Here is a 26,574-nt window from a genome sequence, read left to right on the forward strand (position 1 = left end):
TTTTTTGAAAAATCGTTTACAATAAATATACGGAAGGAAGTGTCGCATGTATACCATACAGTTATCGGTACGTAGTTTGGTAGAATCTCTTTATTTAGGAGGAGATCTTGTATCATCATCTCAGTCCACTCAACGTGCCAATCTAGGCTCTCAAATTCATCGTATGTTACAATCACAACAAAAACAAACGTATGCCGCAGAGGTCTATTTGAAAATCACAACAGAATTAGATGACTTTTGTTTTACGATCGATGGAAGAGCAGATGGTATCATTACCACAGAGGAAGGCGTCATCATAGATGAAATCAAGACCACTTATCTTCCTTATGAAGAGATAAGTGAAGATCATTTCGTCCATTTTGCGCAAGCCTATATTTATGCATATATTTATGCAAAACAACATACATTAAAGACCATTTCCATACAATTGACCTATTATCAACTTGAGGATAAAAAAACCAAATGTTTCCTTCATGAGAAACCTTTTCAAGAACTAGAAACTTTTTATATGGATACTTTAAAAGAGTATCTCAAATGGGCGCATTTAAAGCGTTCCATCGAAGAAACAAGCAAATCCTCTTTACAACTGCTCCGTTTTCCTTTTTCTGAATATCGAAAAGGACAAAGACAATTTGCTGTCGGTGTTTATAAAACGATATTAGATAAAGATACCTTATTTGCTCAAGCGCCCACCGGCATCGGAAAAACGATTTCTACTTTATTTCCTTCATTAAAAGCCATCGGTGAAGGAAAATGTGAAAAGATTTTTTATCTATGTGCGAAGACCATCACAGCATCCGTTGCTTATGATACCATTCATCTGCTTTATGAACAAGGTGTTTCTTTTAAAACCGTTGGGATTACCGCTAAGGATAAGATCTGTTTTCTAGAGGAACGAAATTGTGATCCTAAGGTTTGTCCTTATGCCAAAGGATATTTTGATCGTTGTAAGGATGCTCTTTATGAATTGGTATCTGATCATGATTTTATAGAAAAGGAAATCGTCTCATCGATTGCCCAAAAGCATATGGTTTGCCCCTTTGAGTTAAGCTTAGATGCTTCTTTGTATGCGGATGTCATCGTAGGTGATTATAATTATGTATTTGATCCAAGAGTATATCTAAAACGTTTTTTTACCGAAAAGGGTAATTATGTATTCCTTGTGGATGAAGCGCATAATCTGGTAGATCGAGCAAGAGAAATGTATAGCGCCTCTTTGATGAAGTCATCTTTTCAAGAAGCAAAGCGATACATTCCCAAGGAGCGTAAGATATTGCGTCAAAGATTGCAATCGATCATCAAAGTGCTTCAAAAACTTGGCCAAGAATGTGAAAAGCAAGGTGGCTTCATGGCATTTGAGGAAAATCATGAAGAGCTTATATTGGCAGTTGGAGATGTGGTAGAACATTTGGATGCTTATTTTCAAAGTGAGCATGAGGAACAGCACGATGATGAGTTGAAGCAATTATATTTTGATAGTATCAATTATGGAAAAATCGCTGATTTCTATGATGAGGATTTCGTCTTTTTTGTAGCTATGGAGGGCAAGGATTGTATCGTTAAGCAATTTTGTATGAATCCATCCCATCCTCTTCGTGAAATCTTAAAGAAAGGACGTTCTACTGTTTTTTTCAGCGCAACGCTTTCTCCAATTGATTATTATCTATCCTTGCTTGGTGCAGAAGCATCTTGTAAACGATTGTCGCTTCCTTCCCCTTTTCATAAGGAGAACTGTTGTTGTATGATTGCCGACCACATCTCTACTCGTTATCAAGATCGAGTTACTTCCTTGCCTGCCATTACTTCTTTGATCTATGCCGCCACTTCCATAAAAGAGGGCAATTACATCATTTTTGCGCCTAGCTATGCTTATATGCATCAGATCTATGATGCCTTTATCCAAAGCTATCCTAAGGTAAAGACCAGTATACAATCACAAAATATGAGTGAAGCAATGAAACAAGAATTTCTATCTTCTTTTGAGCAAAGTGACGAGCTTCATCTTTATTTCTGTGTCATTGGTGGCATGTTCTCGGAAGGCATTGATCTGAAGCAGGAACGTTTGATCGGTGCCATCATCATCGGTGTCGGGTTAGCACAGCTCAATCCTCAACAAGATTTGATCATGCAACATTTTGATTCAGAAAACCGTATGGGCTTTGCTTATGCTTATCAATTTCCCGGCATGAATAAGGTATTACAATCAGCTGGACGTGTCATACGATCTCATGAGGATAAGGGTATGATCTTATTTGTGGATGAACGTTATACCTCATCTCGATATCTTACCCTATTACCTGCACAATATCGTCATTATCAACGTGTGCATTCCCCTTCTCAAGCAATGCATTTATTAGCCGATTTCTGGAAAGGAGACAACCATGAATAGAAAGAAAACAACTTATGCGATCTTAGCGTTATCCATTCTTTTCTTACTTTACTTCACCTTGCTTACGCTATCTTATGGCTTATTTAACATCGTATTTTCCTGGACCTTCCTTTGTATGGGGATATGCTTATTCGCAATAGGAGCATGGGAACTAAAACACAATAAAACGCTTCTTTCTTATCTACCAAGACTTCCTCGTATCCTGGTTACGATCGTATGTCTTGTATGTTTCGTGTTTTTCTGCATAGTAGAGGGAAATCTTTTATATACCGGAACCCATGTATCAAAGGAACAAGGAAATACCTTGATCGTATTAGGGGCACAACTGAATGGTGATAAGATATCTCGTCTGCTTCGTTATCGGCTTGATGCCGCCTTAGCTTTTCATGAGACCTATCCTAATACAACCATCATTGTAAGTGGTGGTAAAGGAGCAAATGAAAGTGTCAGCGAAGCAAGTGCCATGAAAAATTATCTTGTTGCTCATGGTATCAAAGAATCTATGATCATAGAAGAGGATCAAAGTAGAAATACCGCAGAAAATTTTGCTTTCAGTAAAAAACTATTAAAAAATGACACCCATGTGAGTGTCATTTCAAATGATTTCCATATGTACCGAGCTCGATATCTTTGTGAAGAAAGCGGGTTGACCTGTTCGCTTTATCCGGCAAAAAGTGATATCGATCTAGCTCCTAATTTTTATTTCAGAGAATTCTTCGGCGTCGTCAAAGACCAATACTTAACAAAACTGCATTAACCATTGTTGTGCCTGTTTCATGGTTTCTACCGTTGGGCACCCTGTGTTTTGCAGTTTTTCTATATGCTCATGTCCATCACCGATCAATAAACAATGACATCCCGCATAGGTTGCGACCTCACTGTCATGAACGCTGTCACCGACAAAGATGGTCGTATCTTTATTTAATCGGGCATCCTCTACAAAATCTTTCGCAAGTTGTGCTTTTGAATGTGCATGAATGTTATCCAGGCCTTTGATATCGCTGAAATACGTTGAAATATCATACTGTGCCAATTGTTCATTCAAAAAAGTAAGATCACTGGCACTTAATAAATATTGTCTTACTTCACGATGTTTCAATCGTTCTAATGTTGTTTTAACATCCAAATGTAGATGACAGCTTAAGCTATGGGGCTGATAATATGCCATATAGTCCTTTGCTAATTCAGAAAATGGCGTTTGATCAAAATCAAAGCCTACTTTTTTATAGTATTCCATGACCGGAAATTGGAAATATTTACGATATTCTTCTTTATCTAATACTTGGGGAAGCTGTTGCTTCTTTAATAAACGGTTTAATGCTTCCATGCTGATATCGATATCATCTAAAAGTGTACCGTTCCAATCCCAAATGATCGTTTCGATTTTCATTTGATACCACCTCCGTTATGTTATTATACCATGTCCATGTCAAAATATGACCATGATCTATAGAAACTTTTTATGTACATTCACAGGTGAATAAACTGAGGTCAACCATCCATTGATCAATGCATTGAGTGTTTCTTGATTCATCGCTTGTTTCTCTTGCATTCCAAGACCTAAAAGATAGTGTCCATTGTTTATCAACTGTGCTATTGTTTCTTCATAACGTGAAGTTTCGTCTTGATATAACCAATATGCAGAAACTTGCTTGTTTTGCATATCATACCAGCTTAAAAAATCAATCATTGCTTGTGAGGGTCGATCCTGTGTCGTATGATCCCCTAGTAAAATAAGGTCATAATCTTGCGCATCTGGTATTTCATCTTTTGTGATATCATATGCATACAATTGCATTTTCTTTTTGATCATCGATGTCATTTGTGTAAATTGTGCATGGTTATCCCCGGCGTATAACAATAATATTCGTTTGTTTATGATCTTGCTTGTTTGTTTTATTTCATTCTCTATTGGTTGTGTTAGTTTTATAGTATCTTTGATTGGTACCATGATCATAGAGGATAACAATAGTAATAAACAGTGTAGTTCTTTTATCATGCTTTCACCTCATCTCTTATGATACAGGATAGCAATGGCGAATTTTGTCAACTAACGAAAGGAAAAGGTCCAAAAGGACCTTTTCGCATTTATTCATTTGTGTCGAAATCATCATAATCATATGCACAGGATGATCCTCTGTTTTCATCCTCTTCACGACAACGGCAGTTTCTCATGCACTGGCGATATTGTGCACGACAGCGATCTTCACAGCTTGGGCGTGGACATGGTCTTGGTGGGCATGGTCTTGGTGGACATGGACGGCATCCGTTTCCTTGTTGATTGCCACATCCATTGTTGCATCCACATCCCGGACGATTTGAGCAATCATTGTGATGATTACCGCAACCACATCCTGGACGATATGTGTTTTGACAAGCACAACGTCTACGTGATTGATTGCAACCACATCCCTGATTGACTAAGATACGTTCCCCATTACGACTACAGCTGTTACAAGAGCTGTTATTACAATTACATCTTGAACTATACATGAAATGTTCCTCCTTCGGTTATGAGATTTTTTATCCATCTCAATCCACTATATGCGAGGTTTTTTTACTGCCTTAGGCGTATTACGCTGGTCTTAGGAAAAATGATGGAATGCGTTATGCTTTTTGATAAATCACAACCCCTTCTTTTCTTGTTTCCAACACTTGAATCGCTTTGATCTCTGTAGGTTCCACCTTTAATGGATCGTGATCTAACATTACCATATCCGCAAGTTTCCCCGGTTCCAATGTTCCCTTGATATCTTCTTCAAAGTATTGATATGCCGCATGGATCGTTACTGCCTTCAATGCCTCTAACACATGAATACGTTGATGTGCACCAAGTATAACTCCACCTTTTGTTCTTCGATTCACTGCTACCCAAACAGATTCTAACATATCAGGAAGAATTACCGGAGTATCCTGATGGAAGGTGAATGTCATATGTTTTTGTAAGGCACTATTGGTACAAGAGATATTTTCTGCACGATCTTTACCAAAATTGATCAAATGAACATCTCCCCAATGGTACACATGTGCAACAAAGAAGCTTGGCATAACACCGGTTTCTACCAATTGATCTAGTTGATCGGGACGAAGTGTTTGTGCATGTACCATGACAGGTCTAGTATCTGTATGCTTTTGTTTGCTATGATGAAATCCATTCAGCATTTGTTGACTGGCAGCATCTCCGTTACAGTGTACCAATAATTGACGATGCTCATCCAAAGACTGTTGTACATAGCCATCTACCACTTCATCGGTATAAATCGGATATCCACAATAATCTCCACTATTTTCATATGGCTTGCTCATCCATGCTGTTTTTCCTTGTGGTGATCCATCCAAAAACAGTTTATAGCCACCAATACGGAAATGATTTTGATAAGATGCAAGATCTTTTCGCTCTCTAACCAGTTCACTATCTTCTACGATATCTACATAAGCCACCATATCCAATAACAGTTTGCCATGTTTTCCTAATCGCTCATATATGTTTACATCACTACCATGAGCAAATCCTTCTTGTGCTGTGGTAATACCATAACTTGCATAGATTTTTTGTGCCTCATAGGCATAGTCATCGATATGATCTAGACTCATGATACGCTCTCCTGGTCCACGCATAAAGGCAACTTCTTCAAGATAGCCATTTAAATGTCCTTGATCATCACGTCCATAACTTCCTCCTTTTGGATCCTTGCAATCATCATCTAATTGATAAGCTTCTAATGCAAGTGTATTCAAAACCCCCATATGGAAGGAAGAATGAGCTAAAATCAAAGGATGCTTTCCACTTACTTCATCTAGCTCTTCACGATTGGGATGACGATGCTCTTTTAATGCATTATGATCATAACCAAATCCCATGACCCATTCTCCATCAGGTATTTGTTTTTCCTGAATGTAGTTTGTAATTTGTACTTGAATATCCGCAATAGAAGTGCAGTCCTTCAAAGGAATAAATTTTAAAGTATTCGCAAATTGTAGCATATGAGAATGTGCATCGATAAAGGATGGCATTAAACATGCTCCATTTAAATCCCTTAATACACAGGATTCTTCCATCAAAGGTCTTATTTCTTGTAAGGATCCTGTTGCCTGTATCTTTCCATTGTTTACCAACAGAGCTTCTACATAAAGCTGTTCTTCCTTCATTGTTAAAATATCGCCGTTAAAAAATAATGTTTGCATCATGATCATCTCCTTACTTTGATGCTTCTTCTTTTTTTATCGTATGAATTCCACCTGTACTAAAAATACAAACTAGACATAACAAACCAAGTACATACAATGCATGTTGTGTGGATTGAATTCTTGCCTGTGCATTGATATGAATCAATTCTTGTTGTTCCTCATGACTCATTGGAATATCAGAAAGTGATGCTATAAAAGCTGTATCTGACATAAAGCTTACATTCTTTTGTTCTTCCTGTTCTCTTACCTCATTAGATATCAAGGTATCTGTTTTCATATATTTAGATAAATTGGTATTGATCGTAAAGATCATTACCATACCTAGAACAGCCACACCAATGGCTTGTCCAACATTTCTTGCGGTTGCCTGAATACCACCTGATTGTTGTGCATCTCGCTCATTTACTGCCAAAGCAACAACATTACTTGCCTGTGCACTCAATAAGCCCTGTCCAACACCGGCAATGACCAATCCCAAATACATACCGCTATTGACTCCATGCTCTTGCAAAGATATAGCCATAGGTACAACTGATACAGCCAAGAAAAGATAACCTATCCTCAGAATCGTTTTAGGGTGAATATGAGAAGCATATTTTGGCACGCCCATAGATGCCAAAAACATAGGAGCACCTACACATATCATGGCAACACCTGTTTGCACAGCATTGAAACCACCTACCACTTGTAAATATGGATTCACAAGCATCACCGTACCACCTAAATATAAGAAGACGATAGCACTTGCGAACAAGCCGGCACGTACTTGAGATGATTTCAGGAAGGATGCTGGTATCAAAGCACAACCGTTCTTTTCTTCGATACGCTTTTCCATCATGATCAAAAAGCCTAAAATAATGATACCTAAAACAGCAAGGGGCAAAGATGGTGAAATGCCAAAGATCGTGAATGGTGCTTGAATCGGTGTAATCAATCCCCAAACTGAAATCTTAGAGATACCGATCAAGAACAAAAACAGTCCAAGTGCCGCAACGATCGTTCCTTGCACATCCATTTTTAACTTTTTTTCAGATCTTTCCACATCGGGAATAAAGCTCGATCCGGCCAAGATCACCATAAAATAAACAGCCAATGCTCCAAATGCAATACGAAAGCCAAATGCATCTAATAAAAAGCCTGCAATGATAGGACCGGCTGCCGCAGCGATTCCTGTTGCTGCTCCTATTGCGCCAAATGCAACCACTCGTTGGTTTCCTTGATAAATCCCAGGAATCAAACCAAGCACAGATGGAATCATAAAGCTTGCACCTAATCCTACCAACAATCTACCTCCCCAAGTAAACATTACAACGTTGGTAGAAATCGCCAATACCATTTCTCCGATCATTGCCAGAACTACACCGATCCTAAAATTCTTTTTCCAACCGATGATGATACCTAGCATTCCCCCTGCAACCATAAAGGCACCGGCACATAAAGAATAAACCATATTCGCTAATTGAATATCATTCATACTAGCATGAAGTGCCGCTATCAGATCATTGGTCGCTACACTTAAGACCGCATTGTCTCCTGATGTCCCTATCTGTGTAAACATCAAAACGATCAACGGTAGGTATAGCATTTGTTTCTTATCTTTTAAAACTGCTTCCATGTAAGAACCTCCTCAAAGCTTTTTCTTTTACCATACCCCATTATAATCTTGCCTGTTTCATTGTTAAGTAGCAAAATTACCGTTGTTATGGTAAAATTTTTCCATCAGAAAAGAGGACCCTATCATGAACCAAAGACAGCGAAAACTTTTTCTATTTATGTTAAATCAACCGCATTATCAACCCATACAATCGATATGTGACTTATCAGGATTCAGTGAAAAGACCATACGTAATGATATTAAGACCATCAATGCCTATTTAAAGGAACACCATATCACCTCTTATATTGAAACCAAACGAGGCAACGGTATTCGCATAAAGCTAGAGGAAGATGAAAAAGAGTTTCTACATTATTTTCTTGAATCCAAGGTGTTGGAAATCAAACCGGATTTGGATCGTTTTTATCATGGGATGCTATTGTTACTGTTTTCCAATGAGCTTTATACCATGGATGCTCTTGCGGATGCGCTATATACCAATAGAGTACAGTTAAAAGAGGAGCTTTTATGCTGGGAAAGCATGCTTGATACCTTTGATTTATCCTTATCCAGAAATCATCATCTTCAAATCCTTGGTGAGGAACAACAAATTCGCCTTTTTGTTTTATATTATTTTTATCAAATGGCAGGAAAAGCAATGCCTATCATCGAGCAGACCATCTTACATGAAAATCAAGCCTTTTTCCATAAGATTCTTCACCGATATGAACAATATTTAAAACAACGCTTTACTTCTAATGCCATTCGTCAATTCACGATTTATCTTGGTATCATGGTCATACGCATTCAACATCAACATCCCATTCTTGCTTTACCGCATTCGTCAAAAACATTTCAAACCACCATACAAACGACTTTACAAAATGAGTTTCATATTGAAATCAGTGATGTGGAAATGCAATTTTTAGAGGATATGATTGAAAGCGGAGCACGACAATGGAATCAGGATCTATTACAACAATATCCACTTCTTTCATCCAGTAAACAGCTTACCACAACCTTCTTTCAACATCTAAGCATGCAATATCCTATGACTTATGAAGAAGAAATGGCAAATTTATTTGCCATCTTACTACAAACGGCCATGATTCGTAAAAAGAATCATATGCGTGTCTTACATATTCAAGATGAAATCGTCAAATATGAATCCATGCCTGCGTTTTTAAGTATCATGCGTATCTTTCATGAAGATAGTGCCCTACAACAACTGGATCTTTATGAAGGAGAATTTTCCCGTTTGACCATGCTTTTATTACCTATATTTGATCAATTAGAACAATGGCATCGTTATCATGTCGGTTTGATCGTCAATTGTTCTTTAGAACTTGCTTATTATGGAAAAAAGCGTATTTCACAAGCCCTTCCGCAAATCGATATTGACTATATTCTAACGGAAGATGATATTGAAACGATCAAAGACAAGGTTGATTTTTTTATCAGCTTTGATTATCTTCCCTATGCGATTCCTTTTGTAGAAATCTCCAGTATGATTCAAGATCAAGACATTCGAAAACTAAAAAGCTATCTCAAAGAACTTCGTTTCAAAGCAGTAAAAAAGCTTGCTCTCCCTATGATAAAAAAGCAGATGAAAGCATCACAAGAGGAAGATATCCTCTATCAATTATATGAAGAATTATGTTCACAAACAGATCAGATTTCATTTGAAACATTTAACATCATGTACAAACGACAATCTTTGATTTTACAAAACAGTCTTGTTTTGATCTTATATGATTCTCGCCTTTCTCAAAACAAAGTAGTATGTTACGAGTTAAAAAAGAAGTGTTATCTAAAGGGCAGAACCATTCTTTCCGTCGTTTTTATCACCTTATCCGATATGTCCTATGATGACTTATGGAATCATACTCTATGGATCAAGCATATGCTCAAGACCCAATTTGCATATACATCTTTATAAAAATCGCACCTCCTCCTAACAATCGCCAATACCGGTAGACTTCTTCTACATAAGGTAGAAGAAAGGAGGTGAAAAAAAACCGTTAACGATAACGGTCATAAATACCTTTTCCCATACCAAAGCTTCCATGTTGTTTCAAGTAAGCCTTCAGCTTTCTTTGTAAGCTCGTATCTTCAGGATAAGCATCTACATTCTCATCTACAAAACCAAAAACTCTTTCTTCTCCTTGATGACTTGTTTCATCTACGGCATAAACAGTAAAGATATCTTGGAATTGGTATAGATTAGAATGAGGGGATACCATGGTTTTTAATGCAGGATGAAGCAGCCAGCTTTCTCCCCAAAATATGGCATGCTCTTTTTGATAGAAATCCATCGCTAAGGCAAAGGAATCCATACAAGCTGATATGTTTAAAGGCTCTCCTTGCGCAACATGAACTTCAATGACGTGTTCCCCACGATACAACTGGTATGAGCTGATATCCTCATGTAGCCTTATTTCCTGAAACGCCAGTCTACCCAGACGAAATACTTCTAGGCAAACATGAAATCTAAGCCAACAGACTTCATCAATTCCCCACTCTTGATAATGTTTTTTACAATGATCGTTCCAAAGCGTGATATCACGAAAGGTATCAATAAATATCTTTTTGCTGATGTTGCGCTTTTGATATTCCTCAAAACATTGTACTGCCAATTCTAAAAACATACGAAGGGAAAACATCCGAAACTGGTTTTGTGCTTTACAATATGCAAGAAATCGAGACGCTTCAAAGCGTAACGCATATGCGGTTTGTTTCATTTCCTCTGTAAAAGGATATTGTATCGCTTGTATCATCGCTTCCTTTTCTAAACCGATCTCATAAGCTAAAGTTTCTATATCCATTAAGATCCCTCCAACATTGCTTGAAACACCTCTAATGTCGTATATCGATTTACACAAAATCTAGGCAAGCGATAAGGATCATCTTTTATGGATGCTTTTTTATTTTCATTAAATCCAAAGGCAAGTTTGGTACCTTTCTGTTTCAATACTTCGATCAGTGTATCATTCGCATGTCCATAAGGGTATGCCAGATATTCACTAGATACCAACTGATTACTTTTTTCAATATCCGCTTCAAGTTGTGCTTTTTTCATTTGATCTATTCGAAAGCCTTTATCCTTATGATGTAGATCATAGGTGTGGGAATAAAACTCCAAACTGCTTGCATTGATATCAGATAAGGAGGCATGTTGGCGTATGGTAGCATCATAAGGACCATGCTCTTTGATACTTGAGGCAATCGCAAATACACTTCCATGAAAGCCATATTTTTCTAAAATGGGTTGAGCATAATGAATGGAGGATAAAAAGCCATCATCAAAGGTGATCACTACACTTTTTTCAGGTAAAGACAGATGTCCCATTCGCCATGCATATACCTCATCTAATGTCAGCGTATGATATCCTTGTTCATAAAGATATTTCATTTCTTCTTCAAAGGTAGATAGCTTTGTGACCCACATATTATGAGGGAAATTTGCCTCTGCTTCTGCATCCGGGGCGATATGATGAAAGCCTAGAATGGGCAACGTAGTTCTTGGTCGTGATTTGCTGTATACTATCTGTATCCCATATAAGAAGAAGATACAAGCAGTCAAATATATATATAGTCTTTTGTGTTTCATATTATTTCATAAACAGCCGAATGATGGCATCCTTTGTTTTCTTATAAGGTGGATATCGAAATGGTAGATCCATCCATTGTGCTTTTTTGACAATGCTTCTTTGATGAGAGAAAGTCAAAAAGGAATCATAACCGTGATAACTTCCCATACCACTTTGTCCTACACCGCCAAATCCCATATGGCTACTGGCAAGATGAATGATCGTATCATTGATACAGCCCCCACCAAAGCTACATTCATTTAGAATCCGTTTTTCTACTTTTGGATTGCTTGTGAATAGATATAAAGCAAGAGGATGCTCTTTTGATTCGATATAATCAATAACATCATCTAATTCATCATAGACCAATATCGGAAGAAGTGGTCCGAAAATTTCTTCTTGCATGATACGAAAATGAGTTTCTACACCATCAATGACAGTAGGTTCTATTTGCCTAGTTTCTTTACAAACTTCACCGCCGATACAAATCGTGCCTTCCTTCATCAAGGAACATAAGCGTTCAAAATGCTTATCATTGATGATACAAGGATAATCGGGATGTTTGATTGGTCGATCACCATAGCCGACCTGTATGGCTTGTTTGAGATAACATAAAAAATCATTTTTTAAGGAACGCTGAATCAATACATAATCCGGTGCCACACACGTTTGACCGGCATTTAAAAATTTACCAAATACAATGCGTTTTGCGGCTAGTTTTAAATCCGCACTTTCTTCTATGATACATGGACTTTTACCACCTAATTCCAAACTTACCGGGGTAAGATAGCGACTTGCTTTTTCCATGACCTGCTTTCCAACCTCGACACCTCCGGTAAAAAAGATATAATCAAAACGTTGTTCTAACAGCTCTGTATTTTCTTTTCTACCACCTTCTACGACCGCAACATAATGCGGTTCAAAACATTCTTCAATGATGATATGAATGATCGAAGAAATGTGCGGTGCATAAGCACTCGGTTTTAAAATCACCGTATTGCCAGCAGCAAGAGCGCCAATAAGTGGCTCCATACAAAGCTGAAAAGGATAATTCCATGGTGCCATAACAAGTACAACTCCATATGGCTGCGGTACACGATAGCTTGTCGCATAAAATTGTGCAAGCGGAGTATGGCAACGTTTTGGTTTGCTCCATTGATCAATATGACGTAACTGAAAGGTCAATTCACTTAACACCATACCGATCTCACTCATATAACTTTCACTTGGTGATTTATGTAAATCCAAATACAGTGCCTGTTCGATATCCTCTACATGTCTTCTGATGGCATCTCGTAAGGTACGTAGCGCCATCTTACGATATCCGACATCTTTGCTAAGATGTCGTTTGTAAAAATTTCGCTGTTGTGAAACCAGTTCCTTTATTTCCATAGGATACACCTCCATAAAACCTCTACCATTAGTATAGCATTATTTATCAAAAACAGGGAATCTTAATCAATGATTACTTCGTGAAAACTTACACAAATTATATTTTTCTAATTACAAATCGCTCAATTTACAGTATAATGAATGCGAGGTGATACACAATGAGTATGAGAGGTATTTACAGTTCTGTTACAGATATTCGTAGAAAGGTTTTTACAGAGATTGCCCGTCTTGCATATGAAAGCGGTGACTATGCGACAAAGATCGAACAATTGCCGTATAAGATATTACCGGGAGAGCGTGCAACGTATCGTGATTCTATTTTTCTAGAAAGAGCGATCGTTGGGGAACGTCTTCGTTTAGGTATCGGACTTCCTTTACGTAGAATGGATGAACATGCCCCATTATCCGATGGTATTGAAGAAAGTGCCATAGCAGAAAAATACTATGATGATCCATTGATCAACATTATCAAATTTGCTTGCAATGCCTGTCCTGATAATCAGGTTGTGGTTACTGATACTTGTCAAGGCTGTCTTGCACATCCTTGTAAAGAAGTATGTCCGAAAGATGCGATTCGTATCGTAAACGGAAAATCATTTATAGATCAAGAAAAATGTATCAAATGTGGACGTTGTAAGGATGTTTGTCCATATGGTGCCATCAATAAACTAGAACGACCTTGTGCGAGAAGCTGTGGGATGGATGCTATCGGTTCCGATGAATTTGGGCGTGCCGAAATTGATTATGACAAGTGTGTATCTTGTGGTATGTGTCTTGTCAATTGTCCATTTGGTGCCATTGTGGATAAAGGACAGATCTTTCAAACAATTCATGCAATGAAGGATGGTAAAGAAGTGATTGCCGCAATAGCTCCTGCCTTTGTAGGTCAATTCGGAGCCGGTGTTACACCGGAAAAAGTAAAAGGTGCCTTAAAAGAGCTTGGATTTGCGGATGTTGTTGAAGTAGCGATTGGCGCTGATTTATGTACGGTAGAAGAAGCGGAAGACTTTTTAAGTAAAGTGCCTGGAGAACAGCCCTTCATGGCAACCAGTTGTTGTCCTGCATGGTCCGTTATGGCAAAAAAACTATTTCCTGATTTCAAACCATATATTTCTATGGCATTGACTCCAATGGTATTAACCGGTCGATTGATCAAGAAAACCAAACCTGATGCAAAGGTCGTTTTCATTGGTCCTTGTGCCGCTAAAAAACTAGAAGCAAGTCGCAAGAGCGTGAGAAGTGATATCGATTTTGTGCTAACCTTTGAAGAGGTTATGGGAATGTTTGAAGCAAAAGGTATTGACCTTGCCCAAGCTGTTGTAGATGATCCATTTGAAGAAGGTACTGCAAATGGACGAGGCTTTGCAATCAGTGGTGGTGTCGCTAATGCAGTGAAACAATGTATCCAAAAAGAACATCCGGATACTGAAGTTTTGATCGATAGCGCAGAAGGTTTGAAAAATTGCCGTACGATGCTGATGATGGCAAAGGCCGGTAAACGTAATGGCTATCTATTAGAAGGAATGGCTTGTCCTGGTGGATGTGTTGCCGGTGCAGGAACCCTTCAACCGGTAATTAAATCAAGCGCATTGGTGAAGAAGTATACCAATGATGCTGAGAAAAAGCTTGCTTTTGAAAGTGATTATTTAGACAATCTTGAACTTATCACAAAAGAATAAACTAAAAAAGCGAATATAGGAGAGAAATGTCCTAGATTCGCTTTATTTATTCTTCTTCGATTTTATCTAGCTCCCGAAGGATTTCTTCCAGACGTACAGGTTTCACTAAATATCCATTCATTCCTGCTTCCTTTGCCTTTTTCTTATCTTCTTCAAAGGCATTCGCACTCATTGCGATAATCGAAATCTTCCCTTTTTTTCCCGGTAAAGCTCGGATTGCTTTGGTTGCGGTCAAACCATCCATGATTGGCATACGAATATCCATCAATACTGCGATATATTCTTCTTCATCATGTTGTTTCAACATATCGACGGATATCGCACCATTGACAGCTGTATCAACTTGAAAGCCAACTGTTTCCAATAACTCTTTGGCGATTTCCATATTCAGTTCATTATCCTCTACCAAGAGGATTTTCTTACCTAAATGGCATTGTTGTTTCAAAGATGGTTGATGTTCTATTTGAGAACGTACTGCATTTAACGTAGAACAGATGTTATCCTTAAACAATGGTTTTGTAATAAATCCATTGGCACCAGCTGCAATTGCATCCTTTTGAATATTGCTCCAATCAAACGCTGATATAATGATAATCATGGTATCAGGTCCTACCAACTTACGAATTTGTCTGGTAGTTTCCAGTCCATCCATACCGGGCATCTTCCAATCAATCATCGCAATATCAAACATAGTGCCTTTGATCCGATTTCTGACTTCTTCTACTGCCTTAAATCCTGAATCCACCCATAAACAAGTTGCACCGATGTTTTCCATGATCATACTTGCTTGTTGGCCTACGATCTCATCATCATCTACAATAAGAACACTCATGCCTTTCAATAATTCCTTCTTACGACGAATTTCTTCTTGTTTTTTATCTTCATGAACCAATTTCAAAGGTAGCATTACAATAAACTCACTGCCTTTACCTTTTTCACTGATCACATCAATACTTCCACCCATCAATACAACTAGATTATAGACGATCGATAATCCCAAACCACTACCGATCTTGTTTCTGGCAGTATCATTTTCTTCCTGCTCAAAAGGTTGGAATAATTTATCTTGAAATGCTTTAGAAATTCCAATACCATCATCTTTGACAGAGAATTTTATATAGGCATGATGATTACTATGATGATCATCCTGTATTTTAACAATGATGGATCCATGTTCAGGCGTAAACTTCAATGCATTGCTTAATAAATTCATTAAGATTTGTCTTAAATGTAGTGCATCTCCGATAAAATCATGTTCCATCGGTTCTATGATTTGCATTTCATAATGAATATTCTTAGCTTCAACCTGTGGCACAAGAATGCTATTGATTTCCTGTAACACATCCATAAGCTGAAAGGCTTCATGATTCATGCTCATTTTTCCTTGTTCTATTTTTGACATATCTAAAATATCATTCAATAACGCCAATAAATAGTGACTGGAAGCATCTATCTTTTCAAAACAGTTTTTTACACTTTCTTTTTCGTCAAGTTTCATCTGTCCAATGGTTGCCATACCAATAATCGCATTCATTGGTGTACGAATATCATGACTCATCCTAGATAAGAAATTGCTTTTCGCATCATTGGCCGCATTGGCACGTGCCAACGCATCCCTTAACAATTGTTCTTGTCGATCCTGTTCTCTTTTTTGTTCATCCATGTTTTTCACAAGCATGATGGCTAGATGATGTTCTTGATAAGGGTCTTCTACATGAATCACATGAGTAGAACGCCAGTGATAACGTCCATCAGCTTCCAACTGTTGATATTCTAAATAAATTTCCTTTTCATTTGACTCTAGACGATTTCTCATATGACTTCGTTCAAAACATTTCACAAAATCAGAAACATGATCTGCATGTACTTTCGGCAATACTTCTTTATACATTTCATCAAAATTACCAACTTCTTGTTGTCGATGTTCTATTTCATTTCGTAATAAGGTATAAGTATTTTGCGTAAGGTTAAGGTTATAGATGGTAGGATATGCAATATCTAATGCTGTACGAAGAGACTTCATTTCCAACTGATGACTCTTCTCCATTTCAAGACGCATTCTCTTTTCTTCTGTGATATCAGTAAAGATGGCCTGAATGACATCGATTCCATCCATATTCAGTAATCGCTTCATCAAAACAGAAATCCATAACTCTTTCCCGTTTTTTCGCTTTGCTTTTCTTTCATAAGTGATCAAATCGCCACCTAATTCCATGCTATCTAATAATGAAAGAATATGTTCCATATCTTCGTCCAATACAAGTTGAAGAGGACTTTTGATTGTTTGATGGTATTCTTCCTCTTCATACCCATAAATCTCCCATGCATATCGATTCGTCATCAAAATCTTATGACTTTCATCTACGGAAAATTGAATGATCCCACATGGCAATGTATGAAATAATTCCAACATAAACGCTGCTTGACGTTTACTATCAAGATTCGCTTTTTCATATTGCAATTCTTTTTCTTTACGTTCTGTGATATCACTGATAAAGCAATATAATTCATCCTCCCCTTGTGCATTTTTCAGTACTTTTCCGATATTTAACATCCAAATCATATGTCCATTTGGCTTGATCAAACGATATTCAAACATAAAATTTCTTTTTTCATGAATTCCCTGATGAAGCTCTTTTTGAATCATCGCAAGATCATCTTCATAAATCATACTTGCAGTATGACCTTTGGTGTATTCCATAAATTCACGTTCATTATGAAACCCTATGATCTCACAACCACGTTGAGAGATCCATTTTGCAGTTAAATATTCATCAAGCTTACAAATGGTTGTTCCTCCAGGTAGTTGCGATAACATCAGTTCGATTTGATTTTCACGTTGTTTTAGTTCCTGTTGTAAATATTCATATTGTTGTTTTCCATATTGTACAGGAAACAGACGTTCATCCTTCATTCCATCATAAGCGATAGAATGATGCATGTGTTTGATTTTAAAACAGTCTTCCTCTTTATGAAGTACCAGTGTGATTCGTTGATACTCATGAATGATAATATGCTCTTGTGTATGAGTATCCATAAAGCTACAGCCTTGGCAAATGGCATCCTCATCATTCAACAGCATCACATCATAATGCTCTTCACTTAATATACAAGGTGATAAATCTTCTTTCCCTTCAATAAAATATTTCGCAACCGCTTCCTTACCGACTGCCACTTGATCTTTTCCCGAACCAAACCATAGGATATTTTCATCCATAGCTTGAATCAAAGGTTCGATATCATTTTCTTCAAAAAAGGTATGCAAAATATGGGCTGTAAACTGCCGAACCTCTTGTTTGTTTATGCTCATAAAAAATCATCATCCAAGATATATGTTTGAATCGCATTGATCAAAACTTGATGTATCTCACAAATTTGTTGATACTCTTTTTCAAGATCAGTATCCTTATTTTCCCTCAAATCCTTAACCATTTGAGAACATACATCATATAATTTGATAAAACTGAGATTACCACTGACTCCCTTTAAGGTATGCACCGCCAATAACATAGCCTCTTTATCGTTTGCTTCAAAGCTTCGTTTTAATTCCGTTAAAGTTTGATCATCCAAAAATTTAATTAGAAACTTCTTTGCTAGGTGCACATTCCCCATCATGCGTTGACTCAACTCTCTAAAATCAATTCCATCTTGTAAGAGCTGATCTAGAATCTCTTGCGCCATATCGTATACCTTCTTTCTTTTATCTCGTTTTATTATATCAGTTTTTTAGATTGAGGGGAAGAAAACAATAGAAATGATTTACGCTATATGCATGGAATTCTTTTTCTTTTATTGTATAGTTTTTATAGACTTTTAAATATTCATCACATAGAAATAAGGTTAAGTCCTATGCTTGCCTTGTCGACTTTTCAAACCATCAAAAAGTGGAAATCAAAAAAACGCTGAACATCTTTGATCAACGTTTTTTTGATTCTTTATTCAAACATATGCTTTTTACACGTATGCTTGTTATTTACTAGAAGAAAAGGTTTCATAAAAAGCGATAAATTCTTGTAACGGCAAAGGTTTCGCATAATAAAATCCTTGAATTTCATCACAACCAACATTCTTTAAAAAGTCAACTTCACTTTTTTGTTCTACACCTTCTGCCACGGTATGAATTTGTAGACCTTTCGCTAGCAGGATCACACTCTCTATAATTTTCTTACTACGCTCCATGTTGCCAGAGCCATAACGGAAGAATTCTTGATCTAGTTTCATAACATCAATTGGAATATCCTTTAACATATTTAAGGAAGAATAGCCACTTCCGAAATCATCCATAGCGATGCTAAATCCATGTCTTTTCAACTTTTTAATGATACTTTGCAGTTCCTCACTTCGATCAAAAATGACACTTTCTGTAATCTCAAATTCAATATTGGATGTATCGACATCAAATTGTTCAACGGTTTGAATCAAACGATCCACAAAGTCCGGTTTAAACAAATACACTCTAGAAAGATTGACTGATATGATGATAGGATCACGCTGTTCTTTCTTCCATTTCTCTAAAATTTTACATACTTGGCATACCATATATTTATCTAAGCGTTCTAAGAATCCATTACGCTCAAACAACGGTATAAAATTTCCGGGCGGAATCAAACCATATACAGGTGAATTCCAACGTACCAATGCCTCCGCTGCATGAATTTTCTGATCGACAAGGGTCACTTTTGGTTGAAGGTATACTTCAAACTCTTGATGTTGTAATGCAGCCTCCATCAAGCTTTCCATTTTCTTATCGCTCAATTGATTTTGATACATATCTTTCGAGAAGAAACTAAAACTTTCAGCAGTATCATTGATCTGTTTTTTCGCATAAGCACAACGATCATGACATTTACTGAATTCTGTATCATTTTCTTCAATGAGATAAATTCCTATTTTATAAGTAAGATTAAACATATGAAAGCTAGAGGATAACTGTTTTTCAATTGTTTGAATCATCTGATTCATCCTATGAATGATATCTTTTTCTTTTCTTGTATGAAGCAATAATATAAAGCGATCCGCAGTAATACGTGAACAAGCTTCTGTTTTGCTACAGGATGCATCACAAACATCCATTATGGTTTTTAACAAATGATCTCCACCCTGATAGCCATAAAATTCATTGAATAGCTTAAAGTCCTTTATATCCATTTCAATGAGCGAATATTCTTTTCCCAGATGATGATCCAAAACCTTCTGTGTTTTCACACGGAATCGATTATAATTATAATGATTTGTTACATCATCAAAAAACACAAGTTCTTCCATCTTTTTATCAGCCTTTGTGCGAACGATATAAATATACAATAGAATCGCTGCAAATATAAAAGCCAAAATAAACCATGTAATCATTGCCATGGTAAGAAAATGGTTGATCTTACCACTCACAATACTGCTAGGGACAATGGATACGATATACCAATCATTGATATCAAGACGATGATAAGCAAGATAGCGATGTTCTCCATTCGGTGTGATGAATTCTGCAACACCTTCCTCATTTTCTTTGATATTGGAAACTTGAAAGCCATCTAAAAATTCTAATTGAGCAATGCTATCCAATTGTTGTTTCTTACTTGGACTCGAGGATTGAATGATGATATCGCCATCTTCATTGATGACCTCACTAAAACCATAATCATCATAGGTTTCGATCAAAAGCTTTTCAGATAATTGTTCGGTTTCGATCGATGCAAATAACACATTGGTAATTACACCATTATGATAGATTGGTGAAGAAAATACATTGATGTCTTTTTTTCCTATCACATCTTGAAATGTTTTTGAAAACACTGCTTTTCCTTTTAACGATGCTTGATAATAATCTCTTGTGGATACATCAAAGGATTGATCGTCGGTAGTATAACAATTTCCGTTTAAATCAGCAACACCTAAACGTAAAAATTTTGTTTCCTTTAATACATGGGTAAGTTGTGCCACCAACACAGCAACATCAGCACTATCCGTATTTTCCAACATTGCCGCAATAGAGGAAATGGTGTGAATTTCGCTTTTTACATTTTCCTCAATGATTTTTCCTGTAGAGTCTGCGGTCTGCGAAAGATTTGTTTTCAATTCATCAAGCAAGGTTACTTTAAGAGAGGAAACATAAAAGATGGCACCACATATAAATAACAGCAGACTGATACTTGTAAGGATCACTCTTTTGATCAGTTTCCCATGTTTCTTCATATGCTGACCTCCTTTTATGTCACATTTTACATTATGTTACCTTGTAACTTATGTAAAGGCAATTAACACTTTTACATTTTTTCATTTCATTACATATCTAACAAAACCTTATTTCATGAATAAGGTATCCTATATTAGGATATCATACCTTAATACGAAAGAGAAAGCTATTTATATCATTTATATGACTTTTTTCATTTTTTCTTTGTTTACATCTTTGTCTTATCTTCATCATTCTTCCTCAGCATGTTCAAGTATGATACAGTTTCTTCCTTCTTTTTTTCCAATATATAAATAGGTATCTGCATGATGAATCAGCGTTTCCATATCTTTTTCACAGCCGGAATCCGTAACACCAAAGGTCACGGATATAGAAATCGGTTGATGATTCCAAGTTATTTCTGTTTGTTTGATCAATTCTTGTAATTGTTTCAATTGTTCATGTGCTTGTTCCTTATTGCTATCTTCATAAATCAATAAGAACTCTTCCCCTCCCCAACGAAACACAAAGCCTTGATGTTCCATATGCTCTTTTATGAGATTGGACAACTGTTTTAAAACATGATCCCCTGCTTGATGTCCATAGGTATCATTGATATGTTTGAATAAATCTACATCCCCCATCGCTATAGCAAAGGTAGTATGTTCATGATTACTTTTTTCCATTAAGCTTTGTAACACAACATTACAGCTTTGGCGATTATGTAAACCCGTTAAGGAATCTTTTCCTACCAGATCACAAAGGGATTCCTGTAACATAACAGCAAACTTCCCCATTTCTCCTATTTCATCTTCTCGTTCTAACAAACAAGGATCGATTTGTGCAGTTAGGTCCCCATTTGCTGTATCTCTTAAATACTCTTTGAATTTATTTAACGCAATGATGATTTTTTTACTATAATACATAGCAATACCAACTGATATTACCATCACAAGTAGCGCTACAATACATACGAGTAAGATATTATTTTCAATACTAGCCAAGACATCAACACTTGGTTTTCCTACAAACAGCATCCCTATGACCTCTTGCTTCGCATTACGCAATGGCATATAGTAACCGAAGTATTTATTTCCATTAACTAACACATGATCGGAAAAATATTCTTTTCCTTGATTCAATACCGTTTCGATTACCTCATCTGCTGCCTTGGTGTCAACAGCACGAGTACCATCATCTTTTAATATCGTTGTCAAATAGCGATTTGTTCCGATAAAGATCGTAGCATCTGTACCTGACATCGCCTTTATATCATCGATTGCCTCGATCATATCCTCAATATCAGCATTACCTTTATACAAATGACCATTTTCAACTTTAAATTCTCCTGGATACCTTAACTCATAATTCTCATAGGTAGCATGTACCAAAACATTCAAGCCATGCTCTACCTCTTGACTTAGAGTCTTATAAATCACAAGCGAACTGATCAATGTCACGAACAAGCCAAAAACCAAGAGAGGAATGATAGATAAAAACATTAAATTTGCCGTTAAGCGCCTTTTCTTGAACATGTTGACACTTCCTTTTTTATGGTATATACCAAGGCTATTTTATCACACCAAAAATGCGATGTAAAACATTTCATTTTAAAAAAGGAAGAAAAATGAAATTCACGTAAAAAAAGACCGTTCCTTTTCGAAAAAAGGCTATCAGTCTGTGATTTTTTTAAGCTGTTATATTAAAATACCTTCACAATGGTCCATTTCATGTTGGATGATCTGTGCTTGAAATCCGGTAAAAGTTCTTATCTTTATCTTGAAATTTTGATCAAGATATCGTACCTTGATTTTTTCATATCGTTTGGTTGGTTTCTCCCCTTCATGACATAAACATCCCTCTTTGGTATCATAGGTTTCCTTTGAATGTTTGATGATCATTGGATTTACCATAGGAAGATATCCTTTTTCATCATAAATGACAATAATGCGTTTCTGTACGCCAATCATATTAGCTGCCATCCCTACACAATGATTTGCATGTGCTTTGATGGTATCCAATAAATCTTCTATCACTTGTTGATCCTCTTTTTCTGCATCCTTGGACTTTTGGGACAGAAAGAAAGCATCTTTTACTATTTCTTTGATCATGATCGTTTCCTCTTTTAAAATTACAAACGTACCATGCTATGCAAGCTATGGTACGTTATCCATTTCTTTATTTTTCCAGTCTTTTATCTATGTCTTCGATTTCTTCTTCTAATTGAGCGATAAAATCCTCTTTATCTGCAATGCTTTCTTCCATTTCATCAATGGCTCTTTGACCAAGCAATCCTACCATATCATCTTGCATACGTTTGATTTGACGTTTCTGATTTGCGATCATCTCTTGCTTACGACTACGAATTTCTTGCATTCTTTGACGCCATTGTGCATGTTTTTGTTCATTGAATTCTTTCAATCCTTCAAAATAATGATCCATCACAGTACGGAATTCTTTCCAAATCTGATCTTCTTTTTCTTTACCACAAGAACCGATTTTTTTCCATTCTACACCTAGATTTTTCATTTGCTCAGTATGTTCTCTAGTATATTCTTTTCGTTCAGTCAATTCTCTTGCTGTATCCACCAAGGCTTTTTTCTGAGCATATTTTTGATCTTGATCTTCATGTAGCTCATCATAATATGCACCTCTTCGATCATAAAACTTTTGACGTGCATCATTAAATTGTTGCCATAATTTATCTTCATGCTCTTTACCGGCACTTCCAACAGCCTTCCATTGTTCCATCAATTCACGATATGCTTCACTGGTTTTCTGCCATTCCGTAGAATCACATAATGCAGCAGCCTTCTGAATCAATTCTTGTTTAACAACTCGAGCATTTTCAAACTTAGACTTTAGATTTTCCCAATGATCATGTTTACGATCAAAGAACTTTTGTCTAGCTTCATTAAATTTTTCCCATAAAGCATCATCTGTGTCCTTACCAGCAGAACCAGCAGCCTTCCATTGTTGCATGAGGTCATTCATTTCTTCTGTTGCCTTATTCCATTCATTGGATGTCGCAACCACGATGGCACGATCGATCAATTCTTGCTTCAAGGTAGAAGCATTTTGATAACCTTCTCTTCGTTTTTGATAGAATACATCAATATAGCTGTCAAATTCTTCTGCCAACTTATCTTCATAATCAGATTCCCAATAATGAATCTGTTTCCATCTTCTTTTTAAATCTGAAATTTCACGAAATACTTCATTCCAGTCAGATGCAGGATCGATTTGCTTTGCTTCTTCAATCAAAGCCTCTCTACGTTTGATATCTTCATCTAAGTCGTCTACTTCATACATTTCATCATGATCGTTATACATAATATTCCTCCAGTATTAGGTGATATCTAGTTACCACCCATTAACAGTATAAATTGTATCTCATATGCGCAAAAAAGTCATTCTTTTTCCTACTTTTTTTGTATTTTTTTTATACAAAAGCGCTTTTCATTAAGATATGCGAGAAAGATATCCAAACCTATTCTGTAGCATCTTGTGGCACATCAAATGTTTCAGAACTAAAATTAGAATAATATCTTCCTTTTGTTACTGTGATTTTTATTACACAATAATCCGGATCCTCCACTCCTTTTGGATAATACATGGTATCTCCTTCTCGCCAAATCATTTCTTTACTTTCTTTATCTTCCAAGACTTCCGCATGCCCTATCAACATGACTCCTCTAAAAAAACGTTTATCACAAAAATAAATACAAGCTTTCGATTCTCTTCGATATTGCGCCACTCTCATAGAAGAGGTATTTGTCGTAAAATAAAAAGTATGTATTCCAATTCTTTTTCGTGGTGGTAACATCGCCTTCATATTAGGAAAACCATCTTGATCCACAGAGCCTATAAAGGCTACATTTTGTTTATCGATCAATTTTCCAATCGTTGTTTCACAATCTCTCATCATACATTTAATCTCCTTTTCTTCTGAATTCTTTCTATTTCCATTATACCAAAAATAAATAATAAAATCGGAAACATAAAAAAATCTTCTTCAATCTTCACTATTGACAAACCTGATTTCTCCCCATATACTTACTATTGGGAATGAAGTTCTCCCTTAGTTAAGTACTAAAACCGCTAAACAGCTGATGACTTCTGCATATTTTTCATGCAGAACTTATCAGCTTTTTTATGAAAAGGAGGAAATAGAAATGCTATTAAGTATTGCCTATATTTTAATGATGGGAATGTTTACAGGTTGGTTATGTCAAAAATGGAAGTTGCCAAGTTTGCTTGGAATGATGATAACTGGGATGATATTAGGCCCTTATCTTTTGAATGTGATCGCTGTTTCCATTTTGCAGATTTCTTCAGATCTAAGAAGAATTGCCTTGATCATTATATTAATTCGTGCGGGATTATCCTTAGATCTCAATGATCTAAAAAGAGTAGGTAGACCCGCAGTATTGATGTGCTTTGTTCCTGCCTGCTTGGAAATGCTTGGTATGGTATTATTGGCACCAAAGTTATTAGGAATATCGATGTTGGATGCCGCTATCATGGGAGCAGTTGTGGCGGCTGTTTCTCCTGCTGTTATCGTTCCGAAAATGTTAAAACTCATAGATGAGGGTTATGGCGTAGATAAAAGCATTCCACAACTCATATTGGCAGGAGCATCTGTTGATGATGTCTTTGTCATTGTTATGTTTTCTGCTTTTACCGGATTGGCACAAGGCGACTCTATTTCTATCATAAGCTTCCTCAATATTCCAATTTCAATCATCATAGGTGGCTTGATTGGTTATTTTATCGGCAATATCTTAGCTCGTTATTTTGAAAAGATACATATCAGAGATACCTCCAAGGTTGTTATTTTATTAAGCATCGCCTTTCTTTTGGTAACCTTTGAAGATCATTTTTCAAATATACCGTTTGCGGCTTTGATTTCCATCATGACCATGGGAATCGCTTTACAAAGAAAACGAGAAGTCGTTGCTGTTCGTCTGTCTTCAAAATTCAATAAGTTATGGGTCGTTGCGGAAATTTTATTATTTGTATTAGTTGGTGCTAGTGTAGACTTACATTATGTACAAAGTGCAGGCTTGATGGCGGTTATATTAATTTTCGGTGTTCTGATCTTCCGTATGATCGGCGTTAGTATTTGCTTGATCAAAACCAAATTAACAAAGAAAGAGAGACTCTTTTGTATGATTGGCTATTGTCCGAAAGCAACCGTGCAAGCCGCAATCGGTGGTGTGCCACTTGCAATGGGATTATCTGTTGGCAATATCGTTTTAACTGTTGCTGTTTTGTCGATTCTTATCACAGCTCCATTAGGCGCCTTTCTGATCGATCACACCTATCGACGTTTATTACAGCCATCTATAAAAAAGGGATTGTGACGAATAGTCAAAGAAAATTAACTATTCGGGTTACAGATCCCTTTTCTTGTGTATCTGCATAAATATTTCATGAGATTTATATTTAACCTTGGTTGTATCACATTTTTTAATAATTTTTACAAAACATCTTCCGTTTAGAATTCCACATTCTTCTTTAGTTAAGATTTTCTATCTTCTCCAGCTTATTTTGGAAACCCAAACTTCCAA

At 36.6% G+C, this 26,574-nt stretch carries 20 protein-coding genes and 1 riboswitch; of the genes, 5 read left to right on the forward strand and 15 right to left on the reverse strand.

Annotation, left to right across the window (positions count from 1 at the left end):
* The first annotated feature begins 46 nt into the window (after nt 1-46).
* Nucleotides 47-2,389 (forward strand): ATP-dependent DNA helicase, encoded by a 2,343-nt coding sequence (locus UGRO018_RS00830; RefSeq protein ID WP_416324549.1) that lies wholly within the window; start codon nt 47-49, stop codon nt 2,387-2,389.
* Nucleotides 2,382-3,146, forward strand: coding sequence for a YdcF family protein (locus UGRO018_RS00835; protein WP_416324550.1), 765 nt, complete (start codon nt 2,382-2,384; stop codon nt 3,144-3,146). Before UGRO018_RS00830 ends, UGRO018_RS00835 begins: the two co-directional genes overlap by 8 nt.
* On the opposite strand, the gene UGRO018_RS00840 is transcribed toward UGRO018_RS00835, so the two are convergent.
* The 5 genes from UGRO018_RS00840 to UGRO018_RS00860 all read right to left on the reverse strand — a co-directional run bounded on the left by UGRO018_RS00840 (nt 3,129) and on the right by UGRO018_RS00860 (nt 8,192).
* Nucleotides 3,129-3,779, reverse strand: a complete 651-nt coding sequence (locus tag UGRO018_RS00840) for an HAD family hydrolase (RefSeq protein WP_416324551.1) — start codon at nt 3,777-3,779, stop codon at nt 3,129-3,131. The genes UGRO018_RS00835 and UGRO018_RS00840 overlap by 18 nt on opposite strands.
* Nucleotides 3,780-3,836: 57 nt before the next feature.
* A complete protein-coding gene (locus tag UGRO018_RS00845; RefSeq protein WP_416324552.1) occupies nt 3,837-4,388 on the reverse strand; it encodes a hypothetical protein in 552 nt (183 codons plus the stop codon).
* Nucleotides 4,389-4,477: 89 nt separating this feature from the next.
* On the reverse strand, nt 4,478-4,882 hold the full coding sequence (locus UGRO018_RS00850) for a hypothetical protein (RefSeq protein ID WP_416324553.1): 405 nt from the start codon (nt 4,880-4,882) through the stop codon (nt 4,478-4,480).
* A 114-nt stretch (nt 4,883-4,996) separates the two neighbouring features.
* Nucleotides 4,997-6,574 (reverse strand): amidohydrolase, encoded by a 1,578-nt coding sequence (locus tag UGRO018_RS00855; protein WP_416324554.1) that lies wholly within the window; start codon nt 6,572-6,574, stop codon nt 4,997-4,999.
* A 13-nt stretch (nt 6,575-6,587) separates the two neighbouring features.
* Nucleotides 6,588-8,192 carry an MFS transporter gene (locus UGRO018_RS00860; RefSeq protein WP_416324555.1) on the reverse strand — a complete coding sequence of 535 codons (1,605 nt, stop codon included), beginning with the start codon at nt 8,190-8,192 and terminating at the stop codon, nt 6,588-6,590.
* A gap of 124 nt (nt 8,193-8,316) precedes the next feature.
* Between UGRO018_RS00860 and UGRO018_RS00865 the strand changes: the two genes are divergently transcribed.
* Entirely contained in the window at nt 8,317-10,110 is a 1,794-nt protein-coding gene (locus tag UGRO018_RS00865; RefSeq protein ID WP_416324556.1) for a BglG family transcription antiterminator, read from the forward strand.
* An 82-nt stretch (nt 10,111-10,192) separates the two neighbouring features.
* Here the strand turns inward: UGRO018_RS00865 and UGRO018_RS00870 are convergent, their stop codons facing one another.
* Genes UGRO018_RS00870 through UGRO018_RS00880 form a run of 3 tightly spaced genes read right to left on the reverse strand, consistent with a single transcriptional unit; the run spans nt 10,193 to nt 13,153 of the window.
* On the reverse strand, nt 10,193-10,996 hold the full coding sequence (locus UGRO018_RS00870; protein WP_416324557.1) for an acyltransferase domain-containing protein: 804 nt from the start codon (nt 10,994-10,996) through the stop codon (nt 10,193-10,195).
* The gene (locus tag UGRO018_RS00875) at nt 10,996-11,781 is read right to left on the reverse strand and encodes a polysaccharide deacetylase family protein (protein WP_416324558.1); all 786 of its coding nucleotides are present in this window, start codon (nt 11,779-11,781) and stop codon (nt 10,996-10,998) included. The genes UGRO018_RS00870 and UGRO018_RS00875 overlap by 1 nt, the downstream gene beginning before the upstream one ends.
* Before the next feature lies 1 nt (nt 11,782).
* On the reverse strand, nt 11,783-13,153 hold the full coding sequence (locus tag UGRO018_RS00880) for an aldehyde dehydrogenase (protein ID WP_416324559.1): 1,371 nt from the start codon (nt 13,151-13,153) through the stop codon (nt 11,783-11,785).
* 164 nt (nt 13,154-13,317) lie between these two features.
* Between UGRO018_RS00880 and UGRO018_RS00885 the strand changes: the two genes are divergently transcribed.
* Complete coding sequence (locus tag UGRO018_RS00885; RefSeq protein ID WP_416324638.1) at nt 13,318-14,832, forward strand: 4Fe-4S dicluster domain-containing protein; 1,515 nt, start codon at nt 13,318-13,320, stop codon at nt 14,830-14,832.
* Between the two features lie 46 nt (nt 14,833-14,878).
* Here the strand turns inward: UGRO018_RS00885 and UGRO018_RS00890 are convergent, their stop codons facing one another.
* From UGRO018_RS00890 to UGRO018_RS00920, 7 genes are all read right to left on the reverse strand, one after another.
* Complete coding sequence (locus UGRO018_RS00890) at nt 14,879-18,142, reverse strand: response regulator (RefSeq protein ID WP_416324560.1); 3,264 nt, start codon at nt 18,140-18,142, stop codon at nt 14,879-14,881.
* Nucleotides 18,139-18,513, reverse strand: coding sequence for an Hpt domain-containing protein (locus UGRO018_RS00895; protein WP_416324561.1), 375 nt, complete (start codon nt 18,511-18,513; stop codon nt 18,139-18,141). The genes UGRO018_RS00890 and UGRO018_RS00895 overlap by 4 nt, the downstream gene beginning before the upstream one ends.
* 288 nt (nt 18,514-18,801) lie before the next feature.
* Nucleotides 18,802-21,021 (reverse strand): bifunctional diguanylate cyclase/phosphodiesterase, encoded by a 2,220-nt coding sequence (locus UGRO018_RS00900; protein ID WP_416324562.1) that lies wholly within the window; start codon nt 21,019-21,021, stop codon nt 18,802-18,804.
* Between the two features lie 231 nt (nt 21,022-21,252).
* Nucleotides 21,253-22,536, reverse strand: a complete 1,284-nt coding sequence (locus UGRO018_RS00905; protein WP_416324563.1) for a diguanylate cyclase domain-containing protein — start codon at nt 22,534-22,536, stop codon at nt 21,253-21,255.
* A gap of 162 nt (nt 22,537-22,698) precedes the next feature.
* Nucleotides 22,699-23,112, reverse strand: coding sequence for a peptide deformylase (locus tag UGRO018_RS00910; RefSeq protein ID WP_416324564.1), 414 nt, complete (start codon nt 23,110-23,112; stop codon nt 22,699-22,701).
* 67 nt (nt 23,113-23,179) lie between these two features.
* A complete protein-coding gene (locus UGRO018_RS00915) occupies nt 23,180-24,334 on the reverse strand; it encodes a DUF349 domain-containing protein (protein ID WP_416324565.1) in 1,155 nt (384 codons plus the stop codon).
* A 157-nt stretch (nt 24,335-24,491) separates the two neighbouring features.
* Nucleotides 24,492-24,929: a pyridoxamine 5'-phosphate oxidase family protein gene (locus tag UGRO018_RS00920; RefSeq protein WP_463667540.1), complete on the reverse strand. Its 438-nt coding sequence runs from the start codon at nt 24,927-24,929 to the stop codon at nt 24,492-24,494.
* A gap of 127 nt (nt 24,930-25,056) precedes the next feature.
* Nucleotides 25,057-25,130: riboswitch (Fluoride riboswitch) on the forward strand.
* Nucleotides 25,131-25,176: 46 nt separating this feature from the next.
* Between UGRO018_RS00920 and UGRO018_RS00925 the strand changes: the two genes are divergently transcribed.
* Nucleotides 25,177-26,367: a cation:proton antiporter domain-containing protein gene (locus UGRO018_RS00925; RefSeq protein WP_416324566.1), complete on the forward strand. Its 1,191-nt coding sequence runs from the start codon at nt 25,177-25,179 to the stop codon at nt 26,365-26,367.
* The last annotated feature ends 207 nt before the right edge of the window (nt 26,368-26,574 follow it).

Origin of the sequence: Hoskinsella mucinilytica, from assembly GCF_045223415.1 — a bacterium.
Taxonomy (GTDB): domain Bacteria; phylum Bacillota_I; class Bacilli_A; order Erysipelotrichales; family Erysipelotrichaceae; genus Hoskinsella; species Hoskinsella mucinilytica.

Excerpts from the sequence above, each read along its gene's own strand:
- UGRO018_RS00875 (WP_416324558.1), bottom strand. The coding sequence starts at position 11,781 with ATGAAACACAAAAGACTATATATATATTTGACTGCTTGTATCTTCTTC.
- UGRO018_RS00900 (WP_416324562.1), bottom strand. The coding sequence starts at position 21,021 with ATGAAGAAACATGGGAAACTGATCAAAAGAGTGATCCTTACAAGTATC.
- UGRO018_RS00925 (WP_416324566.1), top strand. The coding sequence starts at position 25,177 with ATGCTATTAAGTATTGCCTATATTTTAATGATGGGAATGTTTACAGGT.
- UGRO018_RS00915 (WP_416324565.1), bottom strand. The coding sequence starts at position 24,334 with ATGTATAACGATCATGATGAAATGTATGAAGTAGACGACTTAGATGAA.
- UGRO018_RS00870 (WP_416324557.1), bottom strand. The coding sequence starts at position 10,996 with ATGGATATAGAAACTTTAGCTTATGAGATCGGTTTAGAAAAGGAAGCG.
- UGRO018_RS00835 (WP_416324550.1), top strand. The coding sequence starts at position 2,382 with ATGAATAGAAAGAAAACAACTTATGCGATCTTAGCGTTATCCATTCTT.
- UGRO018_RS00890 (WP_416324560.1), bottom strand. The coding sequence starts at position 18,142 with ATGAGCATAAACAAACAAGAGGTTCGGCAGTTTACAGCCCATATTTTG.
- UGRO018_RS00855 (WP_416324554.1), bottom strand. The coding sequence starts at position 6,574 with ATGCAAACATTATTTTTTAACGGCGATATTTTAACAATGAAGGAAGAA.
- UGRO018_RS00860 (WP_416324555.1), bottom strand. The coding sequence starts at position 8,192 with ATGGAAGCAGTTTTAAAAGATAAGAAACAAATGCTATACCTACCGTTG.
- UGRO018_RS00920 (WP_463667540.1), bottom strand. The coding sequence starts at position 24,929 with ATGATGAGAGATTGTGAAACAACGATTGGAAAATTGATCGATAAACAA.
- UGRO018_RS00910 (WP_416324564.1), bottom strand. The coding sequence starts at position 23,112 with ATGATCAAAGAAATAGTAAAAGATGCTTTCTTTCTGTCCCAAAAGTCC.
- UGRO018_RS00830 (WP_416324549.1), top strand. The coding sequence starts at position 47 with ATGTATACCATACAGTTATCGGTACGTAGTTTGGTAGAATCTCTTTAT.
- UGRO018_RS00885 (WP_416324638.1), top strand. The coding sequence starts at position 13,318 with ATGAGAGGTATTTACAGTTCTGTTACAGATATTCGTAGAAAGGTTTTT.
- UGRO018_RS00845 (WP_416324552.1), bottom strand. The coding sequence starts at position 4,388 with ATGATAAAAGAACTACACTGTTTATTACTATTGTTATCCTCTATGATC.
- UGRO018_RS00850 (WP_416324553.1), bottom strand. The coding sequence starts at position 4,882 with ATGTATAGTTCAAGATGTAATTGTAATAACAGCTCTTGTAACAGCTGT.
- UGRO018_RS00880 (WP_416324559.1), bottom strand. The coding sequence starts at position 13,153 with ATGGAAATAAAGGAACTGGTTTCACAACAGCGAAATTTTTACAAACGA.
- UGRO018_RS00840 (WP_416324551.1), bottom strand. The coding sequence starts at position 3,779 with ATGAAAATCGAAACGATCATTTGGGATTGGAACGGTACACTTTTAGAT.
- UGRO018_RS00895 (WP_416324561.1), bottom strand. The coding sequence starts at position 18,513 with ATGGCGCAAGAGATTCTAGATCAGCTCTTACAAGATGGAATTGATTTT.
- UGRO018_RS00905 (WP_416324563.1), bottom strand. The coding sequence starts at position 22,536 with ATGTTCAAGAAAAGGCGCTTAACGGCAAATTTAATGTTTTTATCTATC.
- UGRO018_RS00865 (WP_416324556.1), top strand. The coding sequence starts at position 8,317 with ATGAACCAAAGACAGCGAAAACTTTTTCTATTTATGTTAAATCAACCG.